At 72.3% G+C, this 24,121-nt stretch carries 21 protein-coding genes and 1 tRNA gene; 6 read left to right on the forward strand and 16 right to left on the reverse strand.

The features are described from left to right. Positions 1-49: 49 nt before the first annotated feature. From QPJ90_RS00825 to QPJ90_RS00835, 3 genes are all read right to left on the reverse strand, one after another. Complete coding sequence (locus QPJ90_RS00825) at positions 50-1,405, reverse strand: PhoH family protein (protein WP_290132582.1); 1,356 nt, start codon at positions 1,403-1,405, stop codon at positions 50-52. Between the two features lie 532 nt (positions 1,406-1,937). After that, the gene (locus tag QPJ90_RS00830; protein WP_290132583.1) at positions 1,938-3,047 is read right to left on the reverse strand and encodes an aminotransferase class V-fold PLP-dependent enzyme; all 1,110 of its coding nucleotides are present in this window, start codon (positions 3,045-3,047) and stop codon (positions 1,938-1,940) included. A gap of 166 nt (positions 3,048-3,213) precedes the next feature. After that, positions 3,214-3,999 carry an isoprenyl transferase gene (locus tag QPJ90_RS00835; RefSeq protein WP_290132584.1) on the reverse strand — a complete coding sequence of 262 codons (786 nt, stop codon included), beginning with the start codon at positions 3,997-3,999 and terminating at the stop codon, positions 3,214-3,216. A gap of 87 nt (positions 4,000-4,086) precedes the next feature. Between QPJ90_RS00835 and QPJ90_RS00840 the strand changes: the two genes are divergently transcribed. Continuing rightward, a complete protein-coding gene (locus QPJ90_RS00840; RefSeq protein ID WP_290132585.1) occupies positions 4,087-4,794 on the forward strand; it encodes a hemolysin III family protein in 708 nt (235 codons plus the stop codon). A 101-nt stretch (positions 4,795-4,895) separates the two neighbouring features. Here the strand turns inward: QPJ90_RS00840 and QPJ90_RS00845 are convergent, their stop codons facing one another. Both QPJ90_RS00845 and mca read right to left on the reverse strand, forming a co-directional pair. Next, positions 4,896-5,198 (reverse strand): hypothetical protein, encoded by a 303-nt coding sequence (locus QPJ90_RS00845; protein ID WP_290132586.1) that lies wholly within the window; start codon positions 5,196-5,198, stop codon positions 4,896-4,898. Beyond that, the gene (gene mca, locus QPJ90_RS00850) at positions 5,195-6,079 is read right to left on the reverse strand and encodes a mycothiol conjugate amidase Mca (RefSeq protein ID WP_290132587.1); all 885 of its coding nucleotides are present in this window, start codon (positions 6,077-6,079) and stop codon (positions 5,195-5,197) included. The genes QPJ90_RS00845 and mca overlap by 4 nt, the downstream gene beginning before the upstream one ends. Positions 6,080-6,133: 54 nt before the next feature. Here mca and QPJ90_RS00855 point away from each other — a divergent pair, with 54 nt between their 5' ends. Then, entirely contained in the window at positions 6,134-6,622 is a 489-nt protein-coding gene (locus QPJ90_RS00855) for a DUF4307 domain-containing protein (protein WP_290132588.1), read from the forward strand. A 67-nt stretch (positions 6,623-6,689) separates the two neighbouring features. Beyond that, positions 6,690-7,178 (forward strand): transcription elongation factor GreA, encoded by a 489-nt coding sequence (gene greA / locus QPJ90_RS00860; protein ID WP_058726479.1) that lies wholly within the window; start codon positions 6,690-6,692, stop codon positions 7,176-7,178. A gap of 92 nt (positions 7,179-7,270) precedes the next feature. On the opposite strand, the gene QPJ90_RS00865 is transcribed toward greA, so the two are convergent. The 3 genes from QPJ90_RS00865 to QPJ90_RS00875 form a co-directional block, all read right to left on the reverse strand. Further along, a complete protein-coding gene (locus QPJ90_RS00865; RefSeq protein WP_290132589.1) occupies positions 7,271-7,762 on the reverse strand; it encodes a hypothetical protein in 492 nt (163 codons plus the stop codon). Between the two features lie 109 nt (positions 7,763-7,871). Continuing rightward, positions 7,872-9,131 (reverse strand): threonine ammonia-lyase, encoded by a 1,260-nt coding sequence (gene ilvA / locus QPJ90_RS00870; protein ID WP_290132590.1) that lies wholly within the window; start codon positions 9,129-9,131, stop codon positions 7,872-7,874. Positions 9,132-9,196: 65 nt separating this feature from the next. After that, on the reverse strand, positions 9,197-10,435 hold the full coding sequence (locus QPJ90_RS00875; protein ID WP_290132591.1) for an AI-2E family transporter: 1,239 nt from the start codon (positions 10,433-10,435) through the stop codon (positions 9,197-9,199). Between the two features lie 95 nt (positions 10,436-10,530). Here QPJ90_RS00875 and QPJ90_RS00880 point away from each other — a divergent pair, with 95 nt between their 5' ends. Further along, on the forward strand, positions 10,531-11,799 hold the full coding sequence (locus tag QPJ90_RS00880; RefSeq protein ID WP_290132592.1) for a crosslink repair DNA glycosylase YcaQ family protein: 1,269 nt from the start codon (positions 10,531-10,533) through the stop codon (positions 11,797-11,799). Positions 11,800-11,959: 160 nt separating this feature from the next. On the opposite strand, the gene QPJ90_RS00885 is transcribed toward QPJ90_RS00880, so the two are convergent. After that, the gene (locus QPJ90_RS00885; protein ID WP_290132593.1) at positions 11,960-12,856 is read right to left on the reverse strand and encodes a M48 family metalloprotease; all 897 of its coding nucleotides are present in this window, start codon (positions 12,854-12,856) and stop codon (positions 11,960-11,962) included. A gap of 28 nt (positions 12,857-12,884) precedes the next feature. Next, positions 12,885-13,466 carry a LemA family protein gene (locus QPJ90_RS00890; protein WP_290132594.1) on the reverse strand — a complete coding sequence of 194 codons (582 nt, stop codon included), beginning with the start codon at positions 13,464-13,466 and terminating at the stop codon, positions 12,885-12,887. Between the two features lie 264 nt (positions 13,467-13,730). Here QPJ90_RS00890 and QPJ90_RS00895 point away from each other — a divergent pair, with 264 nt between their 5' ends. Together QPJ90_RS00895 and QPJ90_RS00900 are read left to right on the forward strand one after the other, a co-directional pair. Further along, positions 13,731-16,277, forward strand: a complete 2,547-nt coding sequence (locus QPJ90_RS00895) for a hypothetical protein (RefSeq protein ID WP_290132595.1) — start codon at positions 13,731-13,733, stop codon at positions 16,275-16,277. 121 nt (positions 16,278-16,398) lie between these two features. After that, positions 16,399-18,060, forward strand: a complete 1,662-nt coding sequence (locus QPJ90_RS00900; RefSeq protein WP_290132596.1) for an AMP-binding protein — start codon at positions 16,399-16,401, stop codon at positions 18,058-18,060. 80 nt (positions 18,061-18,140) lie between these two features. On the opposite strand, the gene QPJ90_RS00905 is transcribed toward QPJ90_RS00900, so the two are convergent. The 6 genes from QPJ90_RS00905 to eno form a co-directional block, all read right to left on the reverse strand. Then, complete coding sequence (locus QPJ90_RS00905) at positions 18,141-19,472, reverse strand: threonine/serine exporter family protein (RefSeq protein WP_290132597.1); 1,332 nt, start codon at positions 19,470-19,472, stop codon at positions 18,141-18,143. Positions 19,473-19,591: 119 nt separating this feature from the next. Then, positions 19,592-19,665 (reverse strand) — tRNA-Leu (locus tag QPJ90_RS00910). Between the two features lie 74 nt (positions 19,666-19,739). Continuing rightward, positions 19,740-21,236 (reverse strand): FAD-dependent oxidoreductase, encoded by a 1,497-nt coding sequence (locus tag QPJ90_RS00915; RefSeq protein ID WP_290132598.1) that lies wholly within the window; start codon positions 21,234-21,236, stop codon positions 19,740-19,742. 44 nt (positions 21,237-21,280) lie between these two features. Next, positions 21,281-21,829, reverse strand: coding sequence for a DUF501 domain-containing protein (locus QPJ90_RS00920; RefSeq protein ID WP_290132599.1), 549 nt, complete (start codon positions 21,827-21,829; stop codon positions 21,281-21,283). Between the two features lie 35 nt (positions 21,830-21,864). Continuing rightward, positions 21,865-22,401: a septum formation initiator family protein gene (locus QPJ90_RS00925; protein ID WP_290132600.1), complete on the reverse strand. Its 537-nt coding sequence runs from the start codon at positions 22,399-22,401 to the stop codon at positions 21,865-21,867. A gap of 339 nt (positions 22,402-22,740) precedes the next feature. Further along, positions 22,741-24,024, reverse strand: coding sequence for a phosphopyruvate hydratase (gene eno / locus QPJ90_RS00930; protein ID WP_290132601.1), 1,284 nt, complete (start codon positions 24,022-24,024; stop codon positions 22,741-22,743). Positions 24,025-24,121 lie beyond the last annotated feature (97 nt).

A 24,121-nucleotide genomic window follows, 5' to 3' on the forward strand; every position in this document is an offset into this window, starting at 1 on the left:
CTCGAGAGCCGGTTCGATGTCGCTTTCGTGGCGCGAAGGACCGCGCCCGCTACACGAGGTCGGGCGAGTCGAGCATCTCCGTCACGAGTGCCGCGATCGCCGACCGCTCCGAGCGCGTCAGCGTCACGTGCGCGAACAGCGGGTGACCCTTCAGCCGCTCGATCACGGACGCGATGCCGTCGTGCCGGCCGACCCGCAGGTTGTCCCGCTGCGCGACGTCGTGGGTGAGGACGACCCGCGAGTTCTGCCCGATCCGGGACAGCATCGTGAGGAGGACGTTCCGTTCGAGCGACTGAGCCTCGTCGACGATGACGAACGCGTCGTGGAGGGACCGACCGCGGATGTGGGTGAGCGGCAGGACCTCGAGCATCCCCCGCTCGACCACCTCGTCGAGCACGTTGTCCGACACCACCGAGCCGAGGGTGTCGTAGACCGCCTGCGCCCACGGGTTCATCTTCTCCGCGGCGTCGCCCGGCAGGTACCCGAGCTCCTGACCGCCCACCGCGTAGAGCGGCCGGAAGACCATGATCTTCTTGTGCTGCTGGCGTTCGAGGACCGCCTCCAGGCCGGCGCAGAGCGCGAGCGCCGACTTGCCCGTGCCCGCCGCGCCGCCGAGGGACACGATGCCGATCTCCGGGTCGAGGAGCGCGTCGATCGCGAGCCGCTGCTCCGCGGACCGTCCGCGGAGGCCGAACACCTCGCGGTCGCCCCGCACGAGCGCCACCGAGCCCGCGGTGTGCACGCGGCCGAGGGCGGAGCCACGCTCGGAGTGGATGACGACCCCGGTGTTCACCGGCACGTCGGCGAGTGCACCGGAGCGGATCTCCTCGTGCTCGTAGAGGTCGGCCATCTGCTCGCCGGAGACCTGGAGGTCGGTGAGGCCCGTGTAGCCGCTGTCGACCGCGAGTTCGGCCCGGTACTCCTCGGCGGCCATGCCGATCGACGACGCCTTGACCCGCAGCGGGAGGTCCTTCGACACCACGACGACGTCGAGGCCGTCGTTCGCGAGGTTCATCGCGACCGCGAGGATCCGCGAGTCGTTGTCGCCGAGCTGCAGCCCGGACGGCAGCACCGCCTGGTTGGAGTGGTTCAGCTCGACCCGCAGCGAGCCGCCGTCACCGATCGCGATCGGGAAGTCGAGTCGTTCGTGCTCGACCCGGAGGTCGTCGAGGATCCGGAGTGCCTGCCGGGCGAAGTACCCGATCTCCGGGTCGTTGCGCTTCGACTCCAGCTCGCTGACGACCACCACGGGCAGGACGACCGCGTGCTCGGCGAAGCGGAACAGTGCCCGCGGATCGCTGAGGAGCACCGAGGTGTCGAGCACGTACGTGCGCTGGGCGACCGGTGTGGACGAGTCCGCGGTGGGCTGCTGCTGCGTTCCGCGAGAGACGTTCTGAGAGGTCACGACCACTCCATCCCCGGGCCGCGAAGGACCCGGTCCTTGTCCTCGACGCGGCCACTGGAGCGGGTCTCGAAGCACCTGCTGCGGCCGCTTCGATCGGGCGCGGTGCCCGATGCCGTCAAACTACGTCCGACCCCTGACACGGCGCACGCGACACGCGGCGCGGCGGGTTACGGTCGCGTGAACGCGACCTGAGCGGTGCGCCCCGCGCCCGACGTGCCGACCCACAGGCCTGGAGGCGCGGTGCGGGCCCGCCACTGGCCTCCCGTCCGGCGGCCTGCCGCTTCCGCGAGAGCGACAGTGTGCGTCGGTGCGTCCAGTCAGAACGGTCGCTTCTGCGAAGGCGACAGGATCCGCTGGTGCTCACCGCCGCACATGTCGCTTTCGCGAACCGCTCCGCTCGCCGCGCGCCCCGTGCCGGGTGCCGCCCGTCCGGCGACCTGCGGCTCCGCGAAGGCGACAGGATCCGCTGGTGCGTGGAGCGGAATCTGTCGCTTTGCCGGGCCGCGCGCCGCGCGCCGCGCGCCTCGCGCCGCTACGGCATCGTGGCGTACGACAGGCAGGCGTCGCGGAACATGTCGAGCGTCTCGTCCGTCGTGGAGGCGAACGGCGACACCCGGGCGGTCCCGGAGCGCGTCGTCACCGTCACCCCGTGGTTGTGCATCGCTGCGGAGAGCGCCGTCAACCGCCCCTGCGGCGGGCGCAGCACGACGATGCCGGCGCGCTCGCGCGGGTCGCGGCTGGACTCCACGACGAGGCCGAACTCGTCGGCGATGTCGAACACCCGCTCGACCCGGTCCGACACCCGCTCCTGCACGGCGGACACCCCGACGGCGGCGAGCCGCTCGAGCGACACCGCGAGCCGTGCCTGGGCGACGGGGTCGATCCGCGTCGAGCGGAAGCCGGCGGCACCAGGGCGGACCGAGGGCACCTCGTCCGGCCACCCGGTGGTCCCCGCAGGGCCGGACAGCGCCGGACGCAGCCGGTTCAACGCGCGGTCGCTGAAGGCCACGAAGCCGGTCCCCCAGCCGGCGTGCAGCCACTTCTGGCCGCCCGTGGCGACGACGTCGGCGACCTCGTAGGGGACGTCCACGACGCCGAAGCCCTGGATCGCGTCGACGACGAGCAGGCGGTCGCCGATGACCTCGCGGACGGCGGCGAGGTCGACCAGGTAGCCGGTGCGCCAGTCGACGAGCGAGACCGCGACGGCGGTGACGTCGTCGGTGAGCCGTTCCGCGATGAGCGACGGCGTGGTCCACCCGGCGCCGGACTCGATCACCACGGACTGCACGCGGCCACCGGTGGACGACGCGGCCGATGCGAGGGCGAGCGGCATCGACGGGTAGTCGTCGGCCGACACGAGCACGCCGCCGGTCAGCCCGAACGCGGTGTGCACGAGGCCGGGGGTCGTCGCGGTCTGCGACACGACCTGGTCCTCGCGGCGTCCGACGAGACGGGCGGCCACGGTGCGGACGCGCGCGTCCTGTTCGTCCAGGGTCTCCATCGCTCCGAAGCGCATGTGCTCCTGGATGGTGCCGAGCACCCGCTGCTCCTCGAGCACCGCCGTCTGGACCGGGCCGAACGCGGCGTGGTCGAGGTAGCCGGGCTCCTCGGCGAAGCCGGCGGCGTACTCGTCGGTGTTCACAGGTGCAACCTTCCGTGGGACGAAAAACCCTGTGAGTCTACTGGGACGGCAGTCAGGTGGCCGAACCCGGTCCACTGTGCGCACGAGCGGCACCGCACGAGCGGCCGCACGACTGGGCGCACGAACGCGGCCGCACGAACGCGGCCGCACGAGCGGCACCGCGCGATCAGCCGCCGAACCGCCGGGACCGCAGCCCGAAGTCACGGACCGCGCGGAGGAAGTCGACCTCGCGGAGGTCCGGGTAGAACGCCTCGACGAAGTAGAACTCGCTGTGCGCGCTCTGCCACAGCATGAAGTCGGACAGCCGCTGCTCCCCCGAGGTCCGGATCACGAGGTCCGGGTCGGGCTGCCCCTGCGTGTAGAGGTGGTCGCCGATGAGTTCGGGCGTGAGGACCTCGGCCAGGGTGTCGAGCGTCCCGCCACCCTCGCCGTGTGCCCGCACGATGCTGCGCATGGCGTCGGCGATCTCCCGCCGTCCGCCGTACCCGACGGCGAGGTTCACGTGCAGACCGGTGTGGTCGGCCGTGCGGTGCTCGGCGGCGGAGAGCGCCTCGACGAGGGAGGCCGGCAGCCCCTCGTCGGCGCCGACGTGCTGCACCCGCCAGTCCCGGTGGTCCGCGAGCACCCCGGCGAGCTCGCCGATGATGCCGACGAGGTCCTCGAGCTCCTCGCCGCCGCGGCCGGTGAGGTTGTCCGCAGACAACAGGTAGAGCGTCACGACCTCGATGCCGAGGTCGTCGCACCAGTCGAGGAACTCGGGGATCTTCGCGGCGCCGGCACGGTGTCCGTGCGCCGCGGTCTCGAGCCCGAGCTGCTTCGCCCAGCGACGGTTGCCGTCGACGATCATGGCGACGTGCTTCGGCATCGGGGCGCCGTCGATCTGCTTCCGGATGCGGCGCTGGTAGGCGCGGTAGAGGAGTCCCCGCCCCGTCGGTCCCACCCTGCTCGCCACGGGACGACTGTAGTGCACCGCACCCGCGAACCCGCAGGACGGGAGCGTGTTCGGCGGACGTTCGGACTGGGGCCCTACTGTCGCCCCATGCAGGCCACGAACGACACCGGGACCCTCCCGCACGTCCCCTTCACCGAAGAGGCGTCGACCGCGACCGAACCGCCCCGCCCTGCCTGGCGCGGCTGGATCCACCTCGGCACGTTCCCGTTCGCCATCGCGATGGGCGTCGTGCTCGTGTGCCTCGCGGCGTCACCTGCGGCGAAGGCGGGCAGCGCCGTGTTCATGGCGAGCTCGCTCCTGCTGTTCGGCGTCTCGGCGACGTACCACCGGTTCCCGTGGGGCCCGACGGTGAAGAAGGTCCTCAAGCGGATCGACCACACGAACATCCTGCTGCTCATCGCGGGCACGTACACGCCGATCGCGATCTGCGCCCTGCCGCACACGCTCATGGTCGTGGTGCTCTGGGTGATGTGGTCGGGTGCAGCGCTCGGCATCGCCTTCCGCGTGCTGTGGATCGGTGCGCCGCGTTGGCTCTACGTGCCGATCTACCTCGTCCTCGGGTGCGCCGCGCTGGGCCTGCTGCCGCAGTTCTTCGCCGCGAGCGTGCCGATGACCGTGCTCGTGCTGTCCGGCGGCCTGGCGTACATCCTCGGCGCGCTCGTCTACGGCTTCAAGCGTCCCGACCCGTCGCCGACGGTCTTCGGCTTCCACGAGATCTTCCACGCCTTCACGGTGGTCGCCTTCGCCGCGCAGTGGGTCGGCGTGCTCATCGTGGCGCTCGACCCGGTGCGCTGAGCCTGCGCCCGCAGGTGCGCGCCACGCACTGACGTGCGCACCTGACGGCCTGGAGGCGCGGTGCGGGCCCGCCACGAACCTCCAGCCGTCGTTGGTCGCGTCTACCCGCGTTCGGTGTCGTCGCCGACGTCGGCCCGGCCGTCCTCGGCGGCACGCCGCTCCGGCTCGTCCGTCGCGGCGCCCTCGGCGCCGGCCTCGGCCTCGAGCCGCTCCCGGATCTCGGCGCGGTAGCGGGTCCGACGGATGCGCCGCGTCATGTCGATGACCAGCAGGATCGTCACGACCGCGACGACCGCGATCGCGATGAACCCGGCGACTCCCGGGGTGACGTCGACGTCCGGGACGACCGAGGTCGGGCTCGGGCTGGGGGTGGCGGCGGCGTGTGCCGCCCAGGTGGTGCTCACGCAGTGGTGTCCTCGTCTGCCGGGATCCCCGCGAAGAGGTCGGACTCCGGCGTCGACGTGGGCACACGGGCCTCGACGAGCTGGTAGTCCTCGGTCGGCCACACCGTCGCGAGGAGGTCGTTCGGCCAGGAGAAGAAGAAGCTGTCCGGCGGCACCTGGCTCGCGTGCGCGTGGAGGGCGGCGTCACGCGCGTCGAACCAGTCGCGGACGTCGACGTGCGTCGTCGCGAGGTCCGGCCGGTCGGCGAACCGCTCGACCCACTCGCGGAGCTGCTCGACGGCGGCGCTGTCCGGCTCCCGCTCGCGCATCGCGTCGTAGATGGCGGTGAAGCGCCGGGGGTTCATCGTCCGCTCGTAGTAGAGCTTCGCGACCGCCCACGGCTCGCCCGCCTCCGGGTACTTCGCGGGGTCGGCGGCGTCGCGCCAGGCGGCCACGGAGACCTCGTGCGTGCGGATGTGGTCGGGGTGCGGGTAGCCGCCGTTCTCGTCGTACGTGACGAGCACGTGCGGACGGAAGCGGCGCACGACGCGGACGAGGGCCTCGGTCGAGTACTCGAGCGGCACGGTCGCGAACGTGCCGGGGCGGACCGACTCGCCCTCTTCCGGGAGCCCGGAGTCGTGGTAGCCGAGCCAGACGTGGTCGATGCCGAGGGCCTGCTGCGCGGCGGCCATCTCGGTGCGGCGGTACCCGGCCATGTCACGGTGCGCGCGCGTGGTCGCGGGCTCGCCGAGCTGGTCGTTGAGGATGTCGCCGGCCTCGCCGCCCGTGCAGGACACGACGAGGACCTGGTTGCCCTCGGACACGTACTTCGCCGCCGTCGCCGCTCCCTTGCTCGACTCGTCGTCGGGGTGGGCGTGGACGGCGAGCAGACGGTACGGCACGGGGGTTCCTCGCGGTCGGGGACGGTCGCGGACGCGGGCGGCGCACAGCCAGGCGTGAACTACCCTGGTCATCAGGATAATCACCCCGGGAGCCCCGAACTGTCCGATCAGCAGCACCCCGCCGCGCCGGCGCCCGCCGCGGCCACCACCGCCGCCGCGCTCGACGACCGCTACGGCCGCACGCCGTCACGGAATCGCCGTGCACGTGCACTGGCGATCGCCGCGGCCATCGCGGTCGTGGTCGTGTTCGCGGTGTGGGCGATCTGGGCCGGTCCGGGGCAGACGAGCCACGGACTCGACACGGACGACGTCGGGTACGAGGTCCTCTCCGACCACGCGACGGTGGTCCACTCACAGGTGTCGCTGGACCCCGGCACCGAGGCCGAGTGCGCCGTGCAGGTGCTCGACAAGTCGTTCACGATCGTCGGCTGGAAGGTCGTGACGATCCCGGCGAGCGAGCAGCGATCGCGGACCATCTCGACCGAGGTCCGCACGACGACGCGCGGCGTGACCGGCTTGATCCACGACTGCTGGGTTCCCTAGACTGCTGTGATCCGCAGAGCGAGACCGGCCACACCGGCCGGTCTCGCTCTTTGTCGAAGGGATCACGATGAGCAACGACACCCAGGGCACCTGGTTGACCCAGGAGGCACACGACCGCCTCCAGGCGGAGCTCGAGCAGCTCTCCGGCCCGGCGCGCAAGGAGATCGCGGACCGCATCGAGGCGGCGCGTGAAGAGGGCGACCTCAAGGAGAACGGCGGCTACCACGCTGCCAAGGACGAGCAGGGCAAGATCGAGGCCCGCATCCGCCAGCTCACCGAGCTGCTCAAGCACGCCACGGTGGGCGAGGCCGACTTCGACGGCACCGCCGAGCCCGGCACGGTCGTCACGGCCGTGATCGCGGGCGACGAGTCGACGTTCCTCGTCGGCAACCGCGAGATCGTCGGCGAGGGCTCGGACCTCACCGTCTACAGCCCGGTCAGCCCGGTCGGCGCCGCCATCCTCGGCCTCCGTGCCGGCGAGAAGACCACGTACACGGCGCCGAACGGCAAGGAGATCGCCGTCGAGGTCACGAAGGTCGAGCGCTACGAGCCGTAGGGCCTCGCGCAGTACCACGCAACGGACACAGCACCGCGGGACTCCGCGGTGCTGCGTCCGTTCTGCGGTGTGGTGCAGCGCGGCGCCGCTGCTCAGTGCACGGCGAGGTCGCGGTGGGTGACCGCCCGACGGCACGGGAAGCACACGAGGTCGCCGACCGCCACGTCCGCGGGCAGCACCGCGTCGACGCCCGCGGTACCGGCCGGGTTCGTCGTGAGCGTCACGACGGCGGCGGGGGCGACCGAGGAACGGCCGATGACCCGCGCCTCGGTCAGCACGGCGCAGTCCGGCAGCACGGCGTCGAGCTCGACGAGGAGCACGCCCCACGGCCGACGGACGCGGGTGACGGCGGCGACGGTGACGCAGACCTCGCGGGGCCGCCAGTCGCGGGGACGGTACCGGGGCGGGGCCTCCTCGGCGGTGTGCACGCACGGCGTCCCCACCACGTCGGCGAGCCGCTGCATCGAGACCGCGCGGACCGTGACGTCGTCGACGGTCGCCACGGTGACAGCGGGCCACAGCGTCGGGTCGAGCGGATTGGGCAGCGAGGCGCGGAGGGTGGGGAGGATCGACGTGAGGGTCATGACGGCAGCCTCACGCGCCTCCAGGCCCGTGACGCCGTCGCGAACGGAACCCTGACGGTCCGCGGCCGCTCCCGTGCGGTCCCCTGACGGGCCCGCGGGGAGCGCGGCGTCAGCGCTCGATCATCTCCGGGCGGAAGCCGGCCTCCTGCAGGCGTCCGAGGACCTCCTGGGCGTGCTCGGGACCGCGCGCCTCGACCGACAGGTCGAGCGCGACCTCGTTGATGACGAGCCCCTGGCCGTGCCGCGTGTGGAGCACCTCGACGACGTTGGCGCCGGCGTCGGAGATGACCTGCGCGACCCGCGCGAGCTGCCCCGGACGGTCCGGCAGCATGATGCGGATACCGATGTAACGCGACGCGGCGACGAGACCGCGGGTGATGATCCGCTCCATCATGAGCGGGTCGATGTTGCCGCCGCTGAGCAGGACCACGGTCTTGCCGGTGTCGCGGACCGACCCGGCCATGATCGCCGCGACCCCGACCGCGCCGGCGGCCTCGACCACGAGCTTCGCACGCTCGAGCAGCACGAGGAGCGCCCGGGCGACGTCGTCCTCGGTCACGGTGACGATCTCGTCGACGAGGTCGCGGATGATCGGGAAGTTCATGTCGCCGGGTCGGGCCACCGCGATGCCGTCCGCGATCGTCGGGGTGGTCTGCACGGTCACCGGCTCGCCCGCCCGGAGCGAGCTCGGGTAGGCGGCGGCGTTCGCGGCCTGCACGCCGATGACGCGGATGGTGCGGCCCTGCTGCTCGGCGATGCCCTTCACCGCGAGGGCGATGCCGGCGATGACCCCGCCGCCGCCGATCGGCACGACGACCGTGTCGGCGTCGGGGACCTGGTCGAGGATCTCGAGGCCGAGGGTGCCCTGGCCGGCGATCACCGCGGGGTGGTCGAACGGGGGGATGAAGACGGCACCGGTGCGGTGGGCGAAGTCCTTCGCGGCGCTGAGGGCCTCTTCCACGGAGTGACCGCGGAGGACGACCTCGGCGCCGTAGTGGCGGGTGGCCTGGAGCTTCGGCAGGGCCACGCCCACGGGGGTGAAGATCGTCGCGGGGATGCCGAGCGCGCGTGCGGCGAAGGCGACGCCCTGGGCGTGGTTGCCGGCGCTCGCGGCGACGACGCCCTTCGCGCGCTGCTCCGGTGTGAGGGCGGAGAGCCGGTTGTAGGCACCGCGGACCTTGTACGCGCCGGTGCGCTGGAGGTTCTCGCACTTCAGGTGCACCGGCGAGCCGAGCAGTTCCGCAAGGTACTGCGACGACTCCATCGGCGTGACACGGGCGACCCCGGCGATGGTGGTGCGAGCGGCCTCGATGTCCGCGAGCGTGGGGATCGCTGCGGTCGGGATCTGGGGCGCGGTGGTGTCGGTCACCCGCTCATCATCGTCGCTCGCGGTCGTCGCCGCGAACTCGTGACGTCTGCTCGGGTCGATCGGGGTCAGCCGGCCGTGCCCTTCGCGGCCGTCGGCTGCTCGTCACTGCCCGGCTCCGGGACGTCGTTCCGGTGCCGCTTGCGCCACTTCCGCTCGCGCTTCTCCTTCGCGTTCGCGTCGTGGTTCCGCCGTTGCGCCTCGAGCACGTGGTCCGAGTCCATGCCCCGCCACTTGCCACTGGCGATCGTCGTCACCATCGAGTTCACGGTCGCGATGAGCGGGACGGCGAAGAACGCACCTGCGATGCCCGCGAGACCCGACGCCGCGGTGACGCCGAGGACGACGGCCAGCGGGTGCACCTTCACGGCGTTGCCCATGACGAGCGGCTGGAGGATGTGTCCCTCGATCTGCTGCACCGCGAGGACGACGAGGAGCATCCAGACCGCTGCGACCCACCCGTTGAAGAGCAGCGCGACGATGACGGCGAGGATGCCGGTCACGATCGCACCGACGACGGGGATGAACGCGCCGAGGAAGACGAACACCGCGATCGGGACGACGAGCGGCAGCTGCAGGACGGCGGCACCGATACCGATGCCGACCGCGTCGACGAACGCCACGAAGATCTGCACCTTCACGAAGCTCGTGAGGGTCGTCCAGCCGGCGACCCCCGCGCCGTCGATCGCCGAGCGGGCCTTCTTCGGGAAGATCCGTACGACCCAACGCCAGACGTTCTTGCCGTCGATGAGCAGGAAGATCACCGTGAAGATGACGACGAACAGGCCGGTCAGCACGTGGGTGAGGGACGAGCCGACGCTCGCGGCCCCGGACAGGATCGACCCGGAGTTGTCCTGCAGCCAGTTCGTCGCCTGGTTCAGGTAGTTGTTGAAGTCCTTCTCGCTGATGTCGAGTCCGGAGTTCTGCAGGAGCTGCTGCACCGAGTCGTACTGCTGCAGTGCACGATCGCGGAGCGACGGCCACGCGGCGGCGATCTGGTCGATGACGAGCCAGATCAGCCCACCGACGGCCGCGAGACCGCCGACCAGGCTCACGACGACGGCGACCCACTTCGGGACGTGGTGCCGCTGCATCCAGTTCGAGAGCGGCACGAGCAGCGACGCCACCACGATGCCGATGAGGAACGGGATGAGCACCTCGCTGAAGAGCGTGACGAGGTAGATGAACACCGCCACCACGCCGAGCACCACGAGCACGCGCCACGACCACGCCCCCGCGATCCGCATGCCCGTGGGCACCGAGTCCTCCACGACGGGATCCGGATGAGTCTTCTTGCCCCAGGCCATGCCCGCGAGTGTACCGATGTGCAACCTGACAGGTTCCGGATCAGGCATACGGGTCGGTGGCCGGGCATGTCGGTGCGGATCGGTAGCGTCGGGGCATGGTCAGGACGACGCTCTCCGCCGCCGAGGCACGCCGGGTCGCCCTCGCGGCGCAGGGGTTCGGCGCCGCCCCCTCCCCGGCGGTCTCGACCCGCGCGCTGAACGCCGGGTTCGCCCGGCTCGGGCTGCTGCAGATCGACTCGGTGAACGTCTTCGAACGGAGCCACTACCTGCCGCTGTTCGCCCGCCTCGGCGCCTACGACCGGGCGACGCTCGACCGGCTCTCCACCACTCGGCGCGGTCCGTACCTCGAGTACTGGGCGCACGAGGCCGCGTTCGTCCCGCGTGACGACCTCCCCCTCTTCCGGTGGCGCATGGACGCCTTCCGGGAGCGCGACGCACGCCCGAACCGCATCGAGTCCGTCGTCCGGACCGAGGGCGTCCGGCGGGAGCTCCGGGCCCTCCTCCGTGCCGAAGGCCCGATGCGGGCGAGCGACGTCGAGCACGAGTCGAACGTGCGCCGCGGTCCGTGGTGGGGATGGAGCGACGTCAAGATCGGTCTCGAGCAGATGTTCCGCTGGGGCGAGGTCGTCAGCGCCGGTCGGTCCGGCTTCGAGCGGGTCTACGCCCTGCCCGAGCAGGTCCTGCCCGAACGCTTCCTCGACGACGCACCGGACCGCGCCGACGCCGTGCGGGAACTCGTGCGCCGGGCGTCGCGGGCGCTCGGGGTCGGGACCCGGGCCGACATCGCGGACTACTACCGGTTGCGGTCGGACGACACCGGCCGTGCCCTCACCGAGCTCACCGACGCGGGCGAGCTCGTGCCCGTGCGCGTCGAGGGCTGGGCGGACCGGGCGTGGCTGCACCCCGACGCACGGGTGCCCCGGGCGCTGACGGCCGACGCGGTCCTCAGCCCCTTCGACCCGGTCGTGTGGTTCCGACGCCGGGCCGAGCGGATGTACGGCTTCCACTACCGGATCGAGATCTACACGCCGGCGCCGAAGCGGGTGTTCGGGTACTACGTGCTGCCCGTGCTGCAGGACGACCGGCTCACCGGGCGCATCGACCTGAAGAGCGACCGGCAGCGGGGGGTGCTCCGCGTCCGGACGGCGTGGCAGGAGCCGGGCGAGCAGCTCGACGCCGAGCGGCTGGCCGACGTGCTCCGGCGGACGGCGGCGTGGCAGGGCCTCGACGGCATCGAGGTCACGGATCGCGGGACGGCCGCGGCCGCACTGGCCGGTGCGCTCGGCGTGGGTCTGGTCCCGCACGAGGCGGCGGACGACGCGGACGCGGCGGAGCCGGCCCCTGCCGTGGACGCGACCGCCTGACCGGCCGGGAGGCCCGTGCGGACGCCGCCACGGGCCTCCCGGCCGGTGGGCACGCCGTCGGGCGCGGGCGCGCGGGTGGGCACGCCGTCGGGCGCGGGGCGCGCTCGGTGCACTCGCCGCACCCGGTTCGCGCCGCGCCGCGCTCGCCGCGCCGCCGCTGTCAGAACCGGTCGAGGCTGCCGCGCAGGCGAGCGATGCGGTCGGGCAGCGGCGGGTGCGTCGAGAACAGCCGGTCCATCACACCCGGACGCATCGGGTCCGCGATCCACAGGTGCGCCATCGACGAGTTCTGCGTGCGCATCGGCCGCCCGTACGCGCCGAGCTTCTCGAGCGCTCGGGCGAGGCCCTCGGGGTGCCGGGTCGTCATCGCACCGGTGGCGTCCGCGAGGTACTCGCGCTGCCGGGACACCGCCGCCTGCACGGCCACGGCCGCGATGGGCGCGACGATGACCGCCACGAGCCCCGCGATGAGCAGGATCGGGTTGTTGCCGCCGTTGTTGTCGTTGCGGTTCCGCCCGCTGAGGCCGCTGAAGATCGAGATCCGGAGCAGTACGTCCGCGATGAGCCCGACGGCGACGACCAGGCCGAACACCATCGTGGACACCCGGATGTCGTAGTTCCGGACGTGCCCGAGTTCGTGGGCCATGACGCCCTGGAGCTCCTGGTCGTCCATGATCGCGAGCAGGCCGGTGGTCGCCGCGACGATCGCGTGCTCGGGGTCCCGTCCGGTCGCGAACGCGTTCGGCGACGGGTCGTCGATGACGTAGACGCGGGGCATGGGCATCCCGGTGGAGATGGCGAGGTTCTCGACCGTCCGCCACAGCCGTGGCTCCGTGGTGCGGTCGATCTCGACGGCCCCGGCGATCGCGGTGGCCTGCCGGGCCGCCGTGAAGTACTGCAGCACGGCGTACCCGATCGCGACCACGAGGACGATGACGCCGATCGAGACGTTGCCCGCGAGGTACCCGCCGAGGAAGCCGAGCGCTCCCACGAGCAGCAGGAACGCGAGGACGATCAGGACGGTGTTGCGCTTGTTCTGCGCGATCGCGCGGTACACGGCCGGACGCTGCGGTCGAGCGGGCGCGTCAGAACTGGACGCGCGGCGGCTCGGCGATGGCCGCCGGCTCCGCGGTCTCGAAGAACGACGCCTCGGTGAAGCCACGGTTCTTCGCGAACGCCGAGTTCGGGAAGACGCGGATCTTCGTGTTCAGCTCGCGGACGCCACCGTTGTAGAAGCGTCGGGCGGACTGGATCTTGTCCTCGGTGTCGACCAGCTCGGTCTGCAGCTGCAGGAAGTTCTGGCTCGACTGGAGCTGCGGGTAGCCCTCCGCCACGGCGAACACGCTCTTGAGAGCCTTCTGCATGTGTCCCTCGGCTGCCGAGGCCGCGCTGGCGTCGCCCGCGCTGAGCGTCTCCGCCCGGGCCTGGGTCACGTCGGTGAACACCGCCTTCTCGTGCGCGGCGTAGCCCTTCACGGTGTCGACGATCGTCGGGATGAGGTCTGCCCGGCGCTTGAGCTGCACCGAGATGTCGCTCCACGCCTCGTCGACGCGGACCTTCAGCGTCACGAGCGAGTTGTACGTCACCCAGAGGTAGATCCCGACGACCACGAGGACGACGACGACCACTCCGACGACGATCAACGTCGTGACGAGTCCGGTGTCCATGCGGGCGTACTCCTTTGCGCGTCGGGAACCGCGCGGTGACCGCGGTCGGCTGGACCGGCGGCGGGGACGGCCGGGGACGGTCGTGCAGCGGCCGCGCGGGCCATCGCAGAGTCTACCGACGCACAGGACGCGTCCTCGTCCCGCTTGCTGGTTCACGGGCGATTCCCGAGTCGTACACACCGGACGCTCGGGGTGCGGCCGCGCGGGGCGGATCGTCCGCGCGGCGGATTGACGCGAGCGCCGAGATCGCGTGGGATGGACACGGTGAACACGCCCGGGGAGCACGTGGACGAGTGGGCCGTCGGGGGCGACGGTCCGGTCCGTCGACCCCGCACGCAGCCGCTCCGTCCGGCACCGCTCCGACTCGCGGGCGCGACGGTGCTCGCGGCCGTCGTCCTCGCCGGGGCAGTGGTCGGGGTCGGCGCGGTCGGCCTCGGACCGGTCCCGGCGGCGAGCGCGGTCAGCACCGCCGCTGGAGCGCCGACCGCCACCGACGCCCCGACCGCTTCCGACAGCCCGGCCGCCTCCGACAGCCCGACCGTGTCCGACAGCCCGGCCGCCACCGACGCCCCGACCGCGTCCGACAGCCCGGCCGCTTCCGACTCGAGCGCCGGCGAGGTGCTGCGTGCCGCGGCGCCGAACGGCGGCGGCGACGGCGGCTCGTCCGGCGGGTTCCTGCCCGGCGCGACCCCGGACCCGTCCGACAGCCCGACCGGCCCGGTGTTCGGCCACCCCACCCCGACGACCCCGCCGACCACGACGCCGCCGGTCGCCCCGACCATCGCCGACCCGGGCGACATCACCACCGGCACCGCACGCTTCCACGGGCGGGGCACTCCCGGCCACGCGCTCCGGGTGGCCTCGGGCTCGGCTGCGACCTGCTCGACCACGGTGCAGCGGGACGGGTCCTGGTCGTGCCTGGGGAGCGTCGTGTCCGGCCCGGCGCAGGTCTTCACGGTGACCGACCGCACGGCACCGTCGCTCGGGTCCGCAGCCACGCCCTCGTCGGACGTCGTGACGCCGCCGACGCTCGCGACCCGGAGCACCTCGACCGGCACCGTCGCCGGGGACGGGCACCCCGGCGCGACCGTGAACCTCAGCGCCTCGGGGTCCGCTGCCGAGTGGGACGCGACGGTCGGACCGGACGGCCGCTGGGTTGTGTCGCTGCCCCGGGACGTCCGGGACGGCACGCTCACACTGGTGGCGACCCAGACCGGCAGCACGGCGACCGGCTACCGGTCGGACCTCCGGAGCGCCGCGTCGTCCCCACGGACGATCACCCTCGACCGGAGCGCCCCCGCTGCGCCCCGCATCCTCGACCCCCGCGCCGCCGACAGCGTCCGGGCGCAGCCGCTCCGGGTCTCCGGCACGGGTGAACCACGGGCGGTCGTCACCGTCTCGGTCGGCCGTTCCCCGGTCTGCATCGCCACGGTGGACACCGACGGGGGCTGGGCGTGCTCGTCGTCCGGCACGACGATCGCCCCCGGGTCACGGATCCTCTCGGCCGTGCAGCGCGACGCGGCGGGCAACACCTCGCGGTCCTCGTCCGGGGTCCGGGTCCTCGTCACCGCGTCGTCGGCGACGCCGTCGGGCTCCGGCTCGTCCGACCCGAGCAGCACGGGCAGCGCGACGGGCACCTCGGGTCCGTCCGGCTCAGCGGGGACCGGTCCGGGCGACACCGGTTCCTCCGCAGCGGGCACCCCGACCGGGAGCGGGTCCGGTACCGGCTCGGCGGCGGGCGGCAGCACCGGGTCCGGCGGTGCCGCCGGCACGACGGGCAGTGGAGCGCACGCTGGCGGTCCCGGCGCGGGTCCCGGCGGACTCGACTGGTCCGGCCCGGCCGGCGACTGGGGTGCCCGGACCGCGTACGACCAGGCCGTCCCGACGATCCAATCCGTGTTCTCGTGGCGGACCGTGCTCGTCGCGACCGCCGTCGCCGCCGGGTTCCTGGTCTTCGTCCTCGTGCCGCTCGCGATGGTCGCCGGTGTGGTCCGCGGGCGGATCCGGTCGCCCTTCTCCGCGCTGCTCGGCCGCAACCTGCCGCGGGCCCGGTCGCGCGCGGACGATGCCCTGCCGACGTGGGTGTCGATCGTGTCGTCGGTGACGATCGCGACGCTCTGCACCCTGCTCGGCACCGGGGTCTCGCTGGAGGCCCGGTACGTCCGACTCGCGCTCGCCATCGCGCTCGGCTCCTCGCTCCTGACGGCGGCGACGGTGCTCGCCACCCGGTGGGCGGCCGGCAGCGACCGGCACCTCGTCGGCCACCGTGTCTCCCCCGTGCTCGTCCTGGCCGCGCTGGTCGCGTGTGCACTGACCCGCGCGGGCGACCTGTCCCCCGCGCTCGTCGTCGGGGTCGTCCTCGTCCCGACCGGACGCGCGGACCTCGGCACGGGTCCGATGCGGCTCGGGTCGGAGGTCGTCGGTCGTGTCCGCGGTGCCACGTGGCGGTCGGCGGCGTTCCTCGTCCTCGCGGTCGCCGGGTGGGGCGTGCACAGCGTCGCGACGCGTGGCGGGGTCTGGACGTCGTTCGTGTCGGACGTCGCGATCACGCTGTGCGTCGGCGGCCTCGGGGCGGCGGTCGCCTCGCTGCTGCCCTTCACCGGTTCGGTCGGGGCCGTCCTCCTCGCCGAGGCCCGAGCACGGTACGCCGTCCTCGCGTCCGTCGCCGCTGCGCTCACCGCCGCCGTGTACTCCGGCGCCGCGGGCACGCACGTCGCCCCGATCACGTGGGCGGTCGCCGTCATGCTGTGCGTCGCCGCCGGCCTGGTCGCTCGTCTGTGGGCACGGTCCGCGGCCGCAGCCGACGGGTGAGACCCACCGCCGCAGCCGCGGTCCTCGCACCAGCCACCACTGCAGCGAGCGCGGTGCCGGGGCCGTCGCTACGCTGACGATCGGTGAGCGCCCCGTGGGTGGACGCCACGATGGAGCGACGATGACCGACACCCGATCCGACTACGACGCCACACGCTTCCGCGAGGTGTTCGAGGGCAGCTACACGTACGCGAACGGCTTCACCCGGAACACCCACCGCTTCGCCGGCCGCCCGGCACTCCGCGACCCGGACACCGGCCGCTCGTGGACGTACGCCGAGCTCGGCGACGCGGTCGACCGGGTCGGCGGATGGCTCGTCCGGCACGGTGCCGGCCCGGGGTCGGTCGTGATGGTGGAGCTCTTCAACGGCCCGGAGCTCGCCATCGCCTACCTCGCGTGCCACCGGATCGGTGCGGTGTTCTCGCCGACGAACTTCCGGCTCGCACCCGACGAGGTGGCCTTCATCGTCGAGGACTCCGCTCCCGTCGTCCTCCTCCACGACGCCGCACGCACCGCCGAGATCGCCCAGGCGCTCGAGACATCCGACCACCGACCGGCCCACGTCGTGACCGTCGGTGGCGAGGACGACCGGTTCGCGGAACTCCTGGCCGCGGATCCCGTCACGGCCGAGGAGCTCGCCGCCACCGAGCCGCGGAACACCTACGCGGAGACGACACGGCTCTACACGAGCGGCACGACCGGTCGCCCGAAGCCGGTCCCGCTGCCGAGCCTCGTCGAGGTGCTCAGCGCGCACGACGTCGTCATGCACTTCCCGCTGAGCCCGTTCGACAAGACGCTCAACATGTCGCCGCTGTTCCACCGGGGCGGCCTGTACTCGGGTGGCCCGAACCCGGTGTTCTACGTCGGCGCCGAGCTCACCACGCTCCGGCACTTCGACCCCGACCGCGTCCTCGACCTCGTGGAGTCCGAGCGGCTGACGTTCCTCATCGGCGCTCCGCCGAACCTCGTCGGTCTCGCGAACGCCCAGGAGGCCCGGCCCCGCGACCTGTCGAGCCTGCACGGCATCGTGACGATGGGCGCTCCGCTCGACCGCGCCGCCGCACTGCGCTACCAGGAGCTGCTGTCCCCGCGGATCTTCAACGGCTACGGCACGACCGAGACGTTCTGGAACACCTTCCTCCGCCCCGAGGACTTCCCCGACGGCGCGGGCTCCACCGGCCGCGCGAGCACCGACGACGACGTCGCGGTCGTGCGCGTCCACGAGGACCGGCTCGCCGACCCGTCCGACACGGTCGCGAAGGACGGTACCGAGATCGGCGAGTTCGCGGTCCGCACCGTGAAGTCTGGCTACTCGTACCGGAACCCGGGGCTCGAGGCGGAGAAGTTCGCGAACGGCTGGTTCTACCCGGGTGACCTCGCGACGTGGGACGAGCACGAGCGCGTGACGATCGTCGGGCGCAAGGACGACATGATCATCTCCGGCGGCGAGAACGTCCACCCGGTGCAGGTCGAGGCGGCGCTGCAGGAACACCCCGGCGTCGCGGACTCGATCGTGGTCGGCGTCCCGGACGAGCAGTGGGGCGAGGTCGTCACCGCGTTCGTGGTCCGTGCTCCCGGACGGCTGCCGGAGGACGACACCGAGGCCGCGGCCGTTCTCGAGGAGTGGACCGCCGGTCACCCGGGTCTCGCCCGGTACAAGCGACCGCGCCGCTACCGCTTCGTCAGCGAGCTCCCCTACAACGCCACCGGCAAGAAGGTGCACTACCTCGCGAAGGCGAGGGCGGCGGAGGACCAGGCGGCCGGCCGCCTCATCGCGCCCTGAGGGTCGCCCCGGCGCAGACGCGCCGCATGACGGCCGGGAGGCGCGGTGCGGGCCCGCACCGGGCCTCCCGGCAGACGGGTTCAGACCTGGCCGCGGTGCGGTGCGTTGCGCCGGAACAGACCGGGCAGCAGTCCGCCGATCTTCGTGCCGACGCAGAGGCTGACGAAGGTCGCGAGCGGGGTGGCGAGCGCCACCGGGGACAGCGTCGCGACCGCGACCAGACCGACCGTGCCCGGGACGAGCAGGAGGAACGCGGGGAAGAACGACACGTTCGCGGGGATCACCGGGACGATGCGTTCGAGGATGCGGGTGGCGACGAACAGGAGCGCGGCGGTCGCGCCCGTCGCGACCACGCTGCCACCGAGCGGGGTGATGCCGGTGAGGAGGCCGTAGGCCGACGTCATCACGACCACGGACACGAGGGTGAGCCGCCAGCCGGACTGGAACACGAGCCCGAGGCCGACCGCGAGGAACACCACCGCGACCCACGAGACCCAGTAGGGCGGTACGGCCTCCCACCCGCCGCGGTCGGTGCCGACCCCGGCGACCTCGCCGACGAGCGCTGCGGACGACGGGTCGACGTGCAGGCCGGTGAGGGCGCTCCCGGCGGCGATGCCCGCGGCCATGAAGCCGAGCATGATGATGCCCTGCATGAGCCGCGACGACCCCGTGACGATGTCGGCGGCCGTGAGTTCGAGCAGGGCGTTCGTGATCAGCGCGCCCGGGACGAACACCGCGACCGGGGCGCACACCGCGAAGAGCGGCACGTGGCCGAACCCCGTCCCCGCGGCGACGAGCCCGACGATCGACGTCGACACGAAGGCTGCGAGGAAGGGGACGATCGCGAGGGCCTCGCGGAAGCGCCGCAGCACGATGCCGATCACGCCGACGAGCGCGCCGACGCCGAGCGCCAGCAGGATCGCCCACCACGGGCAGCGGAACACGACCGCGAGGCCCGCCGAGGTCAGAGCGTTGCCGAGGATCCACGGCAGCGGGGCCGGCAGCCGGGTGCTCGCCCGGATGGCACGGACGCGGGCGGGGATCTCGGCGAGGCCGATCGAACCGCTCTCGAGGCCGAGGACGATCCGGTTCGCACGGGCCGACTGGCGTGCGGAGAGCTCGACGCCCTCGGCGTTGACGATGGTCGCGGCACCGGTGGCGGTCTCGCTGACGATGACCAGTGCGGGGAGGACGCCCACCGCCAGCTCGGGGCCGATGCCGGCGGCGTCGCGGGCCTTCTCCAGTGCCGATCGGACGTCGGTGACCGAGCTGCCGGCGTCGAGGAGGAGCGCTCCGAGGGTGCCGAGGAGCATGCCGACCGGGACCGCTTCGCCGTCGATCACCTCGACGTGCGGTTCGGGGCGGCGGAGGGTGTTGCGCAGTTGGGCGATGGCGCTTCCGAGTCCGACCACGAGTGTCGATCGTAGCTCGCGCGGAGGGGCGGGCGTACCGAGTCTCGTGCTCAGCGACAGTTCTCGCGGGTCGGGCCGCGAGAAGTGTCGCTCACCCCGAGACTCGCGGCGGCACCACGTACCCCCGGTGGGACTCGAACCCACAACTCGGCGATTTTAAGTCGCATGCCTCTACCGGTTGGGCCACGGGGGCGGGCCGCAACAGCCTACCGACGCCGAGAGGCGGCCACCCACCGGGGGTGACCGCCTCTCGCGTCGGACGGGTGCCTACTTGGCGTCGGCCGAAGCCTCGGCCTTCACCGGCTCGGCCTCCTTGGAGACGTCCTCGGCGGGCGTCGCGTACGCGGGGCCCGCAGCGTCGGCAGGCTTGCCCTCCTCCGGGGCCTGAGCGGCGGCAGCCGGAGCGGCAGCGGCCGGGGCGGACGCCTCGACGGCCGGCTTCGGACGCGACGCGAACGCCTCGAACGCAGCCCGCGGGGTCTCGCGGTCGTCGAGCGACGCGATGTCGCGGCCGAGGAAGAAGCCACCCACCCAGTCGCCGATGACGCGCCACTTGCGCTCCCACGACGGCATCGCGAGACCGTGGTAGCCACGGTGCGCGCCCCAGGCGAGGAAGCCCTTCATCGCGAACTTGCCGGACTGGAACACGCCGATGCCGAGACCGAGGCCCGCGACGGCGCCGAGGTTCTCGTGCTTGTAGTCGGTCGTCGCCTCGCCCCGGATGACGGCGACGAGGTTCTTCGCGAGCTGCTTCGCCTGACGGACCGCGTGCTGGGCGTTGGGCACGCAGAACCCGCCGACGCCGCCGCCCGTGAGGTCCGGCACGGCCGCGACGTCACCGCAGGCCCACGCATCGGCGACCACGCCGTTGTCGTCGACCACGCGGAGGTCGGGCTGGACGCGGATGCGGCCGCGCTGCTCGAGCGGGAAGTCGGTGCCCTTGACCATCGGGTTCGCCATGACGCCGGCGGTCCAGATGATGAGGTCGGACGGGATCGTCTGGATCGACTCGTCCTTCGCCTTGAGCTGGCAGACGCCGCCCTCGGCCGACGCGAGCTGCGTCTCGAGGTGGACGGTCGCGCCGCGCTGGGCGAGGTTCTCGAGCACCCAGTGCGAGGTCTCGAGCGACACCTCGGGCATGATGCGCCCCATCGCCTCGACGAGGTGGAAGTGGGTGTCGTCGAACGACAGCTGCGGGTAGCTCTTGAGCAGGTCGGAGACGAACGAGCGGAGCTCCGCGAACACCTCGATGCCGGCGAAGCCGCCGCCGACCACGACGACGGTCAGCAGGCGGTCGCGCTCGGGACCGGCCGGCAGGTTCGCCGCCTTGTGGAAGTTGACGAGGATCTTGTCGCGGATGGCCGCGGCCTCCTCGATCGTCTTGAGGCCGATCGCCTCGTCCGCGACACCCGGGATCGGGAACGTGCGCGAGACGGCACCGGCGGTCATGACGATCTGGTCGTAGGTCTCCTCCCACGGCTCGCCCTCGGTCGGCGTGATCGTCGCCGTCTTGGTGGCGTGGTCGACCTTCGTGACCTTCGCCGTGACGACCCGGGTCTTCTTGAGGTGACGGCGGTGGGAGACGACCGCGTGACGCGGCTCGATCGACCCGGCGGCGACCTCGGGCAGGAACGGCTGGTAGGTCATGTACGGCAGCGGGTCGACCATGACGACCTCGGCTTCGCCCTGACGCAGGTGCTTCTCGAGCTTCCAGGCGGTGTAGAAACCGGCGTAACCGCCGCCGACGACGAGGATCTTGGGCACGGGGGATGATCTCCTTGGAGTGGGGTGGTTTGCCGGGAGGCTGGTCAGAACTCGCCGCCACCCGCCCCGACTCCGGCGTCTGCAGCCTCATCATACGCCCGGCACTCACACCGGGAGGGCGACCAGTCGACGCGCTCGAGCGCGAGGTCACCGATGGGGTTGACGCCGGGTCCGGCGGCGAGGGCGTGGCCGACGAGGGCGTGCAGGCACTTCACGCGGGTGGGCATGCCACCGGCGCTGATGCCGTGGATCTCGTCGACGTGCTCGATCGACTCACGATCGGCCAGGTAGGACTCGTGGGCGGCGCGGTACTGCTGTGCGACATCCGGGTCCTCGAGCAGGGCGGCCAGCTCCGGCATGACCTGGTTGGCCTCGAGGGTGCTGATCGCGGCGGTGGCCGCGGGGTGGCACAGGTAGTACAGCGTCGGGAACGGGGTGCCGTTCGACAGCCGGGGCTTCGTGGACACGACCGTGGGGTTGCCACAGACGCAGCGTGCCGCGATCCCGATGACGTCGCGAGCCGGTCGCCCGAGCTGCGCCGACACGACGCGGACGTCGTGCTCGGTGGGCGGGTCGAAGGGAGGGGTCGTCACGGGTACGTGAGCCTACCCGAGTCCGGAGCGTCGTCCTACTTCGTGTCGCCGGTACCCGAGACGTCGGGTGCCACGAGCTTCTCGGTGCTCTCGTCGCTGAGCCCGGACTTCAACACCGACGAGAGCATCGCCTGCACCCAGTCGACCTTCGGCGTCTGCACGGTCGAGCTCACCGGCGTGCCCGAGTCGGTCTCCGGACGCCCGGAACTCTTCGCGTCCTCGCTCCCCATCACGAGGTAGCTCTCCTCGCCCGGGTACACGTAGAGCAGCCGGTCACGGGCCTGTGCCTCGATGTAGGCCGGGTCGTCCCACCGCGCGACGTCCTGCTTCTTCTGCGACACGTCGTCCTTCTGCGCGGCGACCTGCTGCTGCTGCTGCGCGATCTGCTCCTGCTGCTGGATGAGCGTGCGGAGCGACGGCGCGAGCACGACCACGAACAGCACGATGATCGCGAGCATGAGCAGGCTGAACCCGGAGAACCGGATCGAGCGGTACCAGGGCTGGTGTGCGGCCGCACCGGCGTGCGGCATCGCCACGGGGACGCGGCGGACGCGGGGCTTCTGGCTGGGCACGACGCTGACGATAACCCGCGGTGGGCAGGGGGTCGGCACCGGCACGCGGGTGTCGGGCAGCCTCCCAGCGTCGGCCTGGAGGCACGGCTCACCCCCGGCGCGCCCCGCACCCCGCCGCGCCGCACTACCGCTCGCTGGCCGCCGCTCGCCACCGCACGACCAACGTCACGCTGAACCGCGGTTCCGCGTGGTTCCGACGGGCTCCGGTTGTGCGGCGCCACGCCGCACCGGCGCCGGCAGCGGCGCCGGTGCGGCGTCGCGGACGGCTGATCGACGTCGGGGAACGACGAGACGCCGCCCTCCGTGCGGAGGACGGCGTCTCGTGGTGGCGCTGAAGTGTTACAGGGCCGCCGCGCGCGGGAAGGCCGAGCGACCGGCGTACACCGCGGCGTCGCCGAGCTCCTCCTCGATGCGGAGCAGCTGGTTGTACTTCGCGACGCGGTCGGAACGAGCCGGCGCACCGGTCTTGATCTGGCCACCGTCGACCGCCACCGCGATGTCCGCGATGGTGGTGTCCTCGGTCTCGCCCGAGCGGTGCGAGAGGATCGCGGTCATGCCGTGACGGTGCGCGAGCGACACGGCGTCGAGCGTCTCGGTGAGCGTGCCGATCTGGTTCACCTTCACCAGGATCGAGTTGCCGGCCTGCTCGTCGATACCCCGCTGCAGACGCTTCGGGTTCGTGACGTACAGGTCGTCGCCCACGAGCTGGAGCTTCGAGCCGAGCTCCGCGGTGAGGTGCTTCCAGCCCTCCCAGTCATCCTCGGCCAGGGCGTCCTCGATGGTGACGAGGGGGTAGTTCGCGACGAGGTCGGCGAAGTAGCCCGTGAACTCCTCGCTCGAGAGCTGCTTGCCCTCGAACGCGTACTTGCCGTCCTGGAAGAACTCGGTCGCGGCGACGTCGAGGCCGAGCGCGATGTCCTTGCCCGGGGTGAAGCCGGCCTTCTCGATCGCGGCGAGCAGGAAGTCGAGCGCCGCGCGGTTCGACGCGAGCTCGGGCGCGAAGCCGCCCTCGTCGCCGAGGCCGGTCGCGAGGCCCTGCTTCTTCAGCTCACCCTTGAGGGCGTGGTAGGTCTCGACACCCCAGCGGAGCGCCTCGGAGAACGACTCGGCGCCGTAGGGCACGAGGAAGAACTCCTGGATGTCGACGTTGGTGTCGGCGTGCGCGCCACCGTTGACGACGTTCATCAGCGGGACGGGCAGCGTGTGCGCGTTCGGGCCACCGAGGTAGCGGAACAGCGGCAGGTCCGCCGAGTCGGCGGCGGCGCGGGCGACGGCGAGCGAGGCGCCGAGGATCGCGTTCGCGCCGAGGCGGGACTTGTTCTCGGTCCCGTCGAGCTCGATGAGCGCGGCGTCGACGAGGCGCTGGTCGGTGGCGTCGAAGCCCTCGAGCGCCGGGCCGATCTCGTCGAGGACGGCGTCGACGGCCTTGAGGACACCCTTGCCGCCGTACCGCGACTTGTCTCCGTCACGGAGCTCGTACGCCTCGAACGCGCCGGTGGAGGCACCGGACGGGACGAGCGCGCGCGAGACGACGCCGTCGTCGAGGAGGACCTCGACCTCGACCGTCGGGTTGCCTCGGGAATCGAGGACTTCGCGTGCGCCTACGGCATCGATCTGGGCCACGGGGTACTCCCTACGAGTTCGGTTGTGGTGATTGCGGGTCCGATCCTACCGAGGCCCGGTGGACAGGACACTCCGCGTGACGCTCACTGTGGAGAGC

Source organism: Curtobacterium sp. 458 (assembly GCF_030406605.1).
Classification (GTDB): domain Bacteria; phylum Actinomycetota; class Actinomycetes; order Actinomycetales; family Microbacteriaceae; genus Curtobacterium.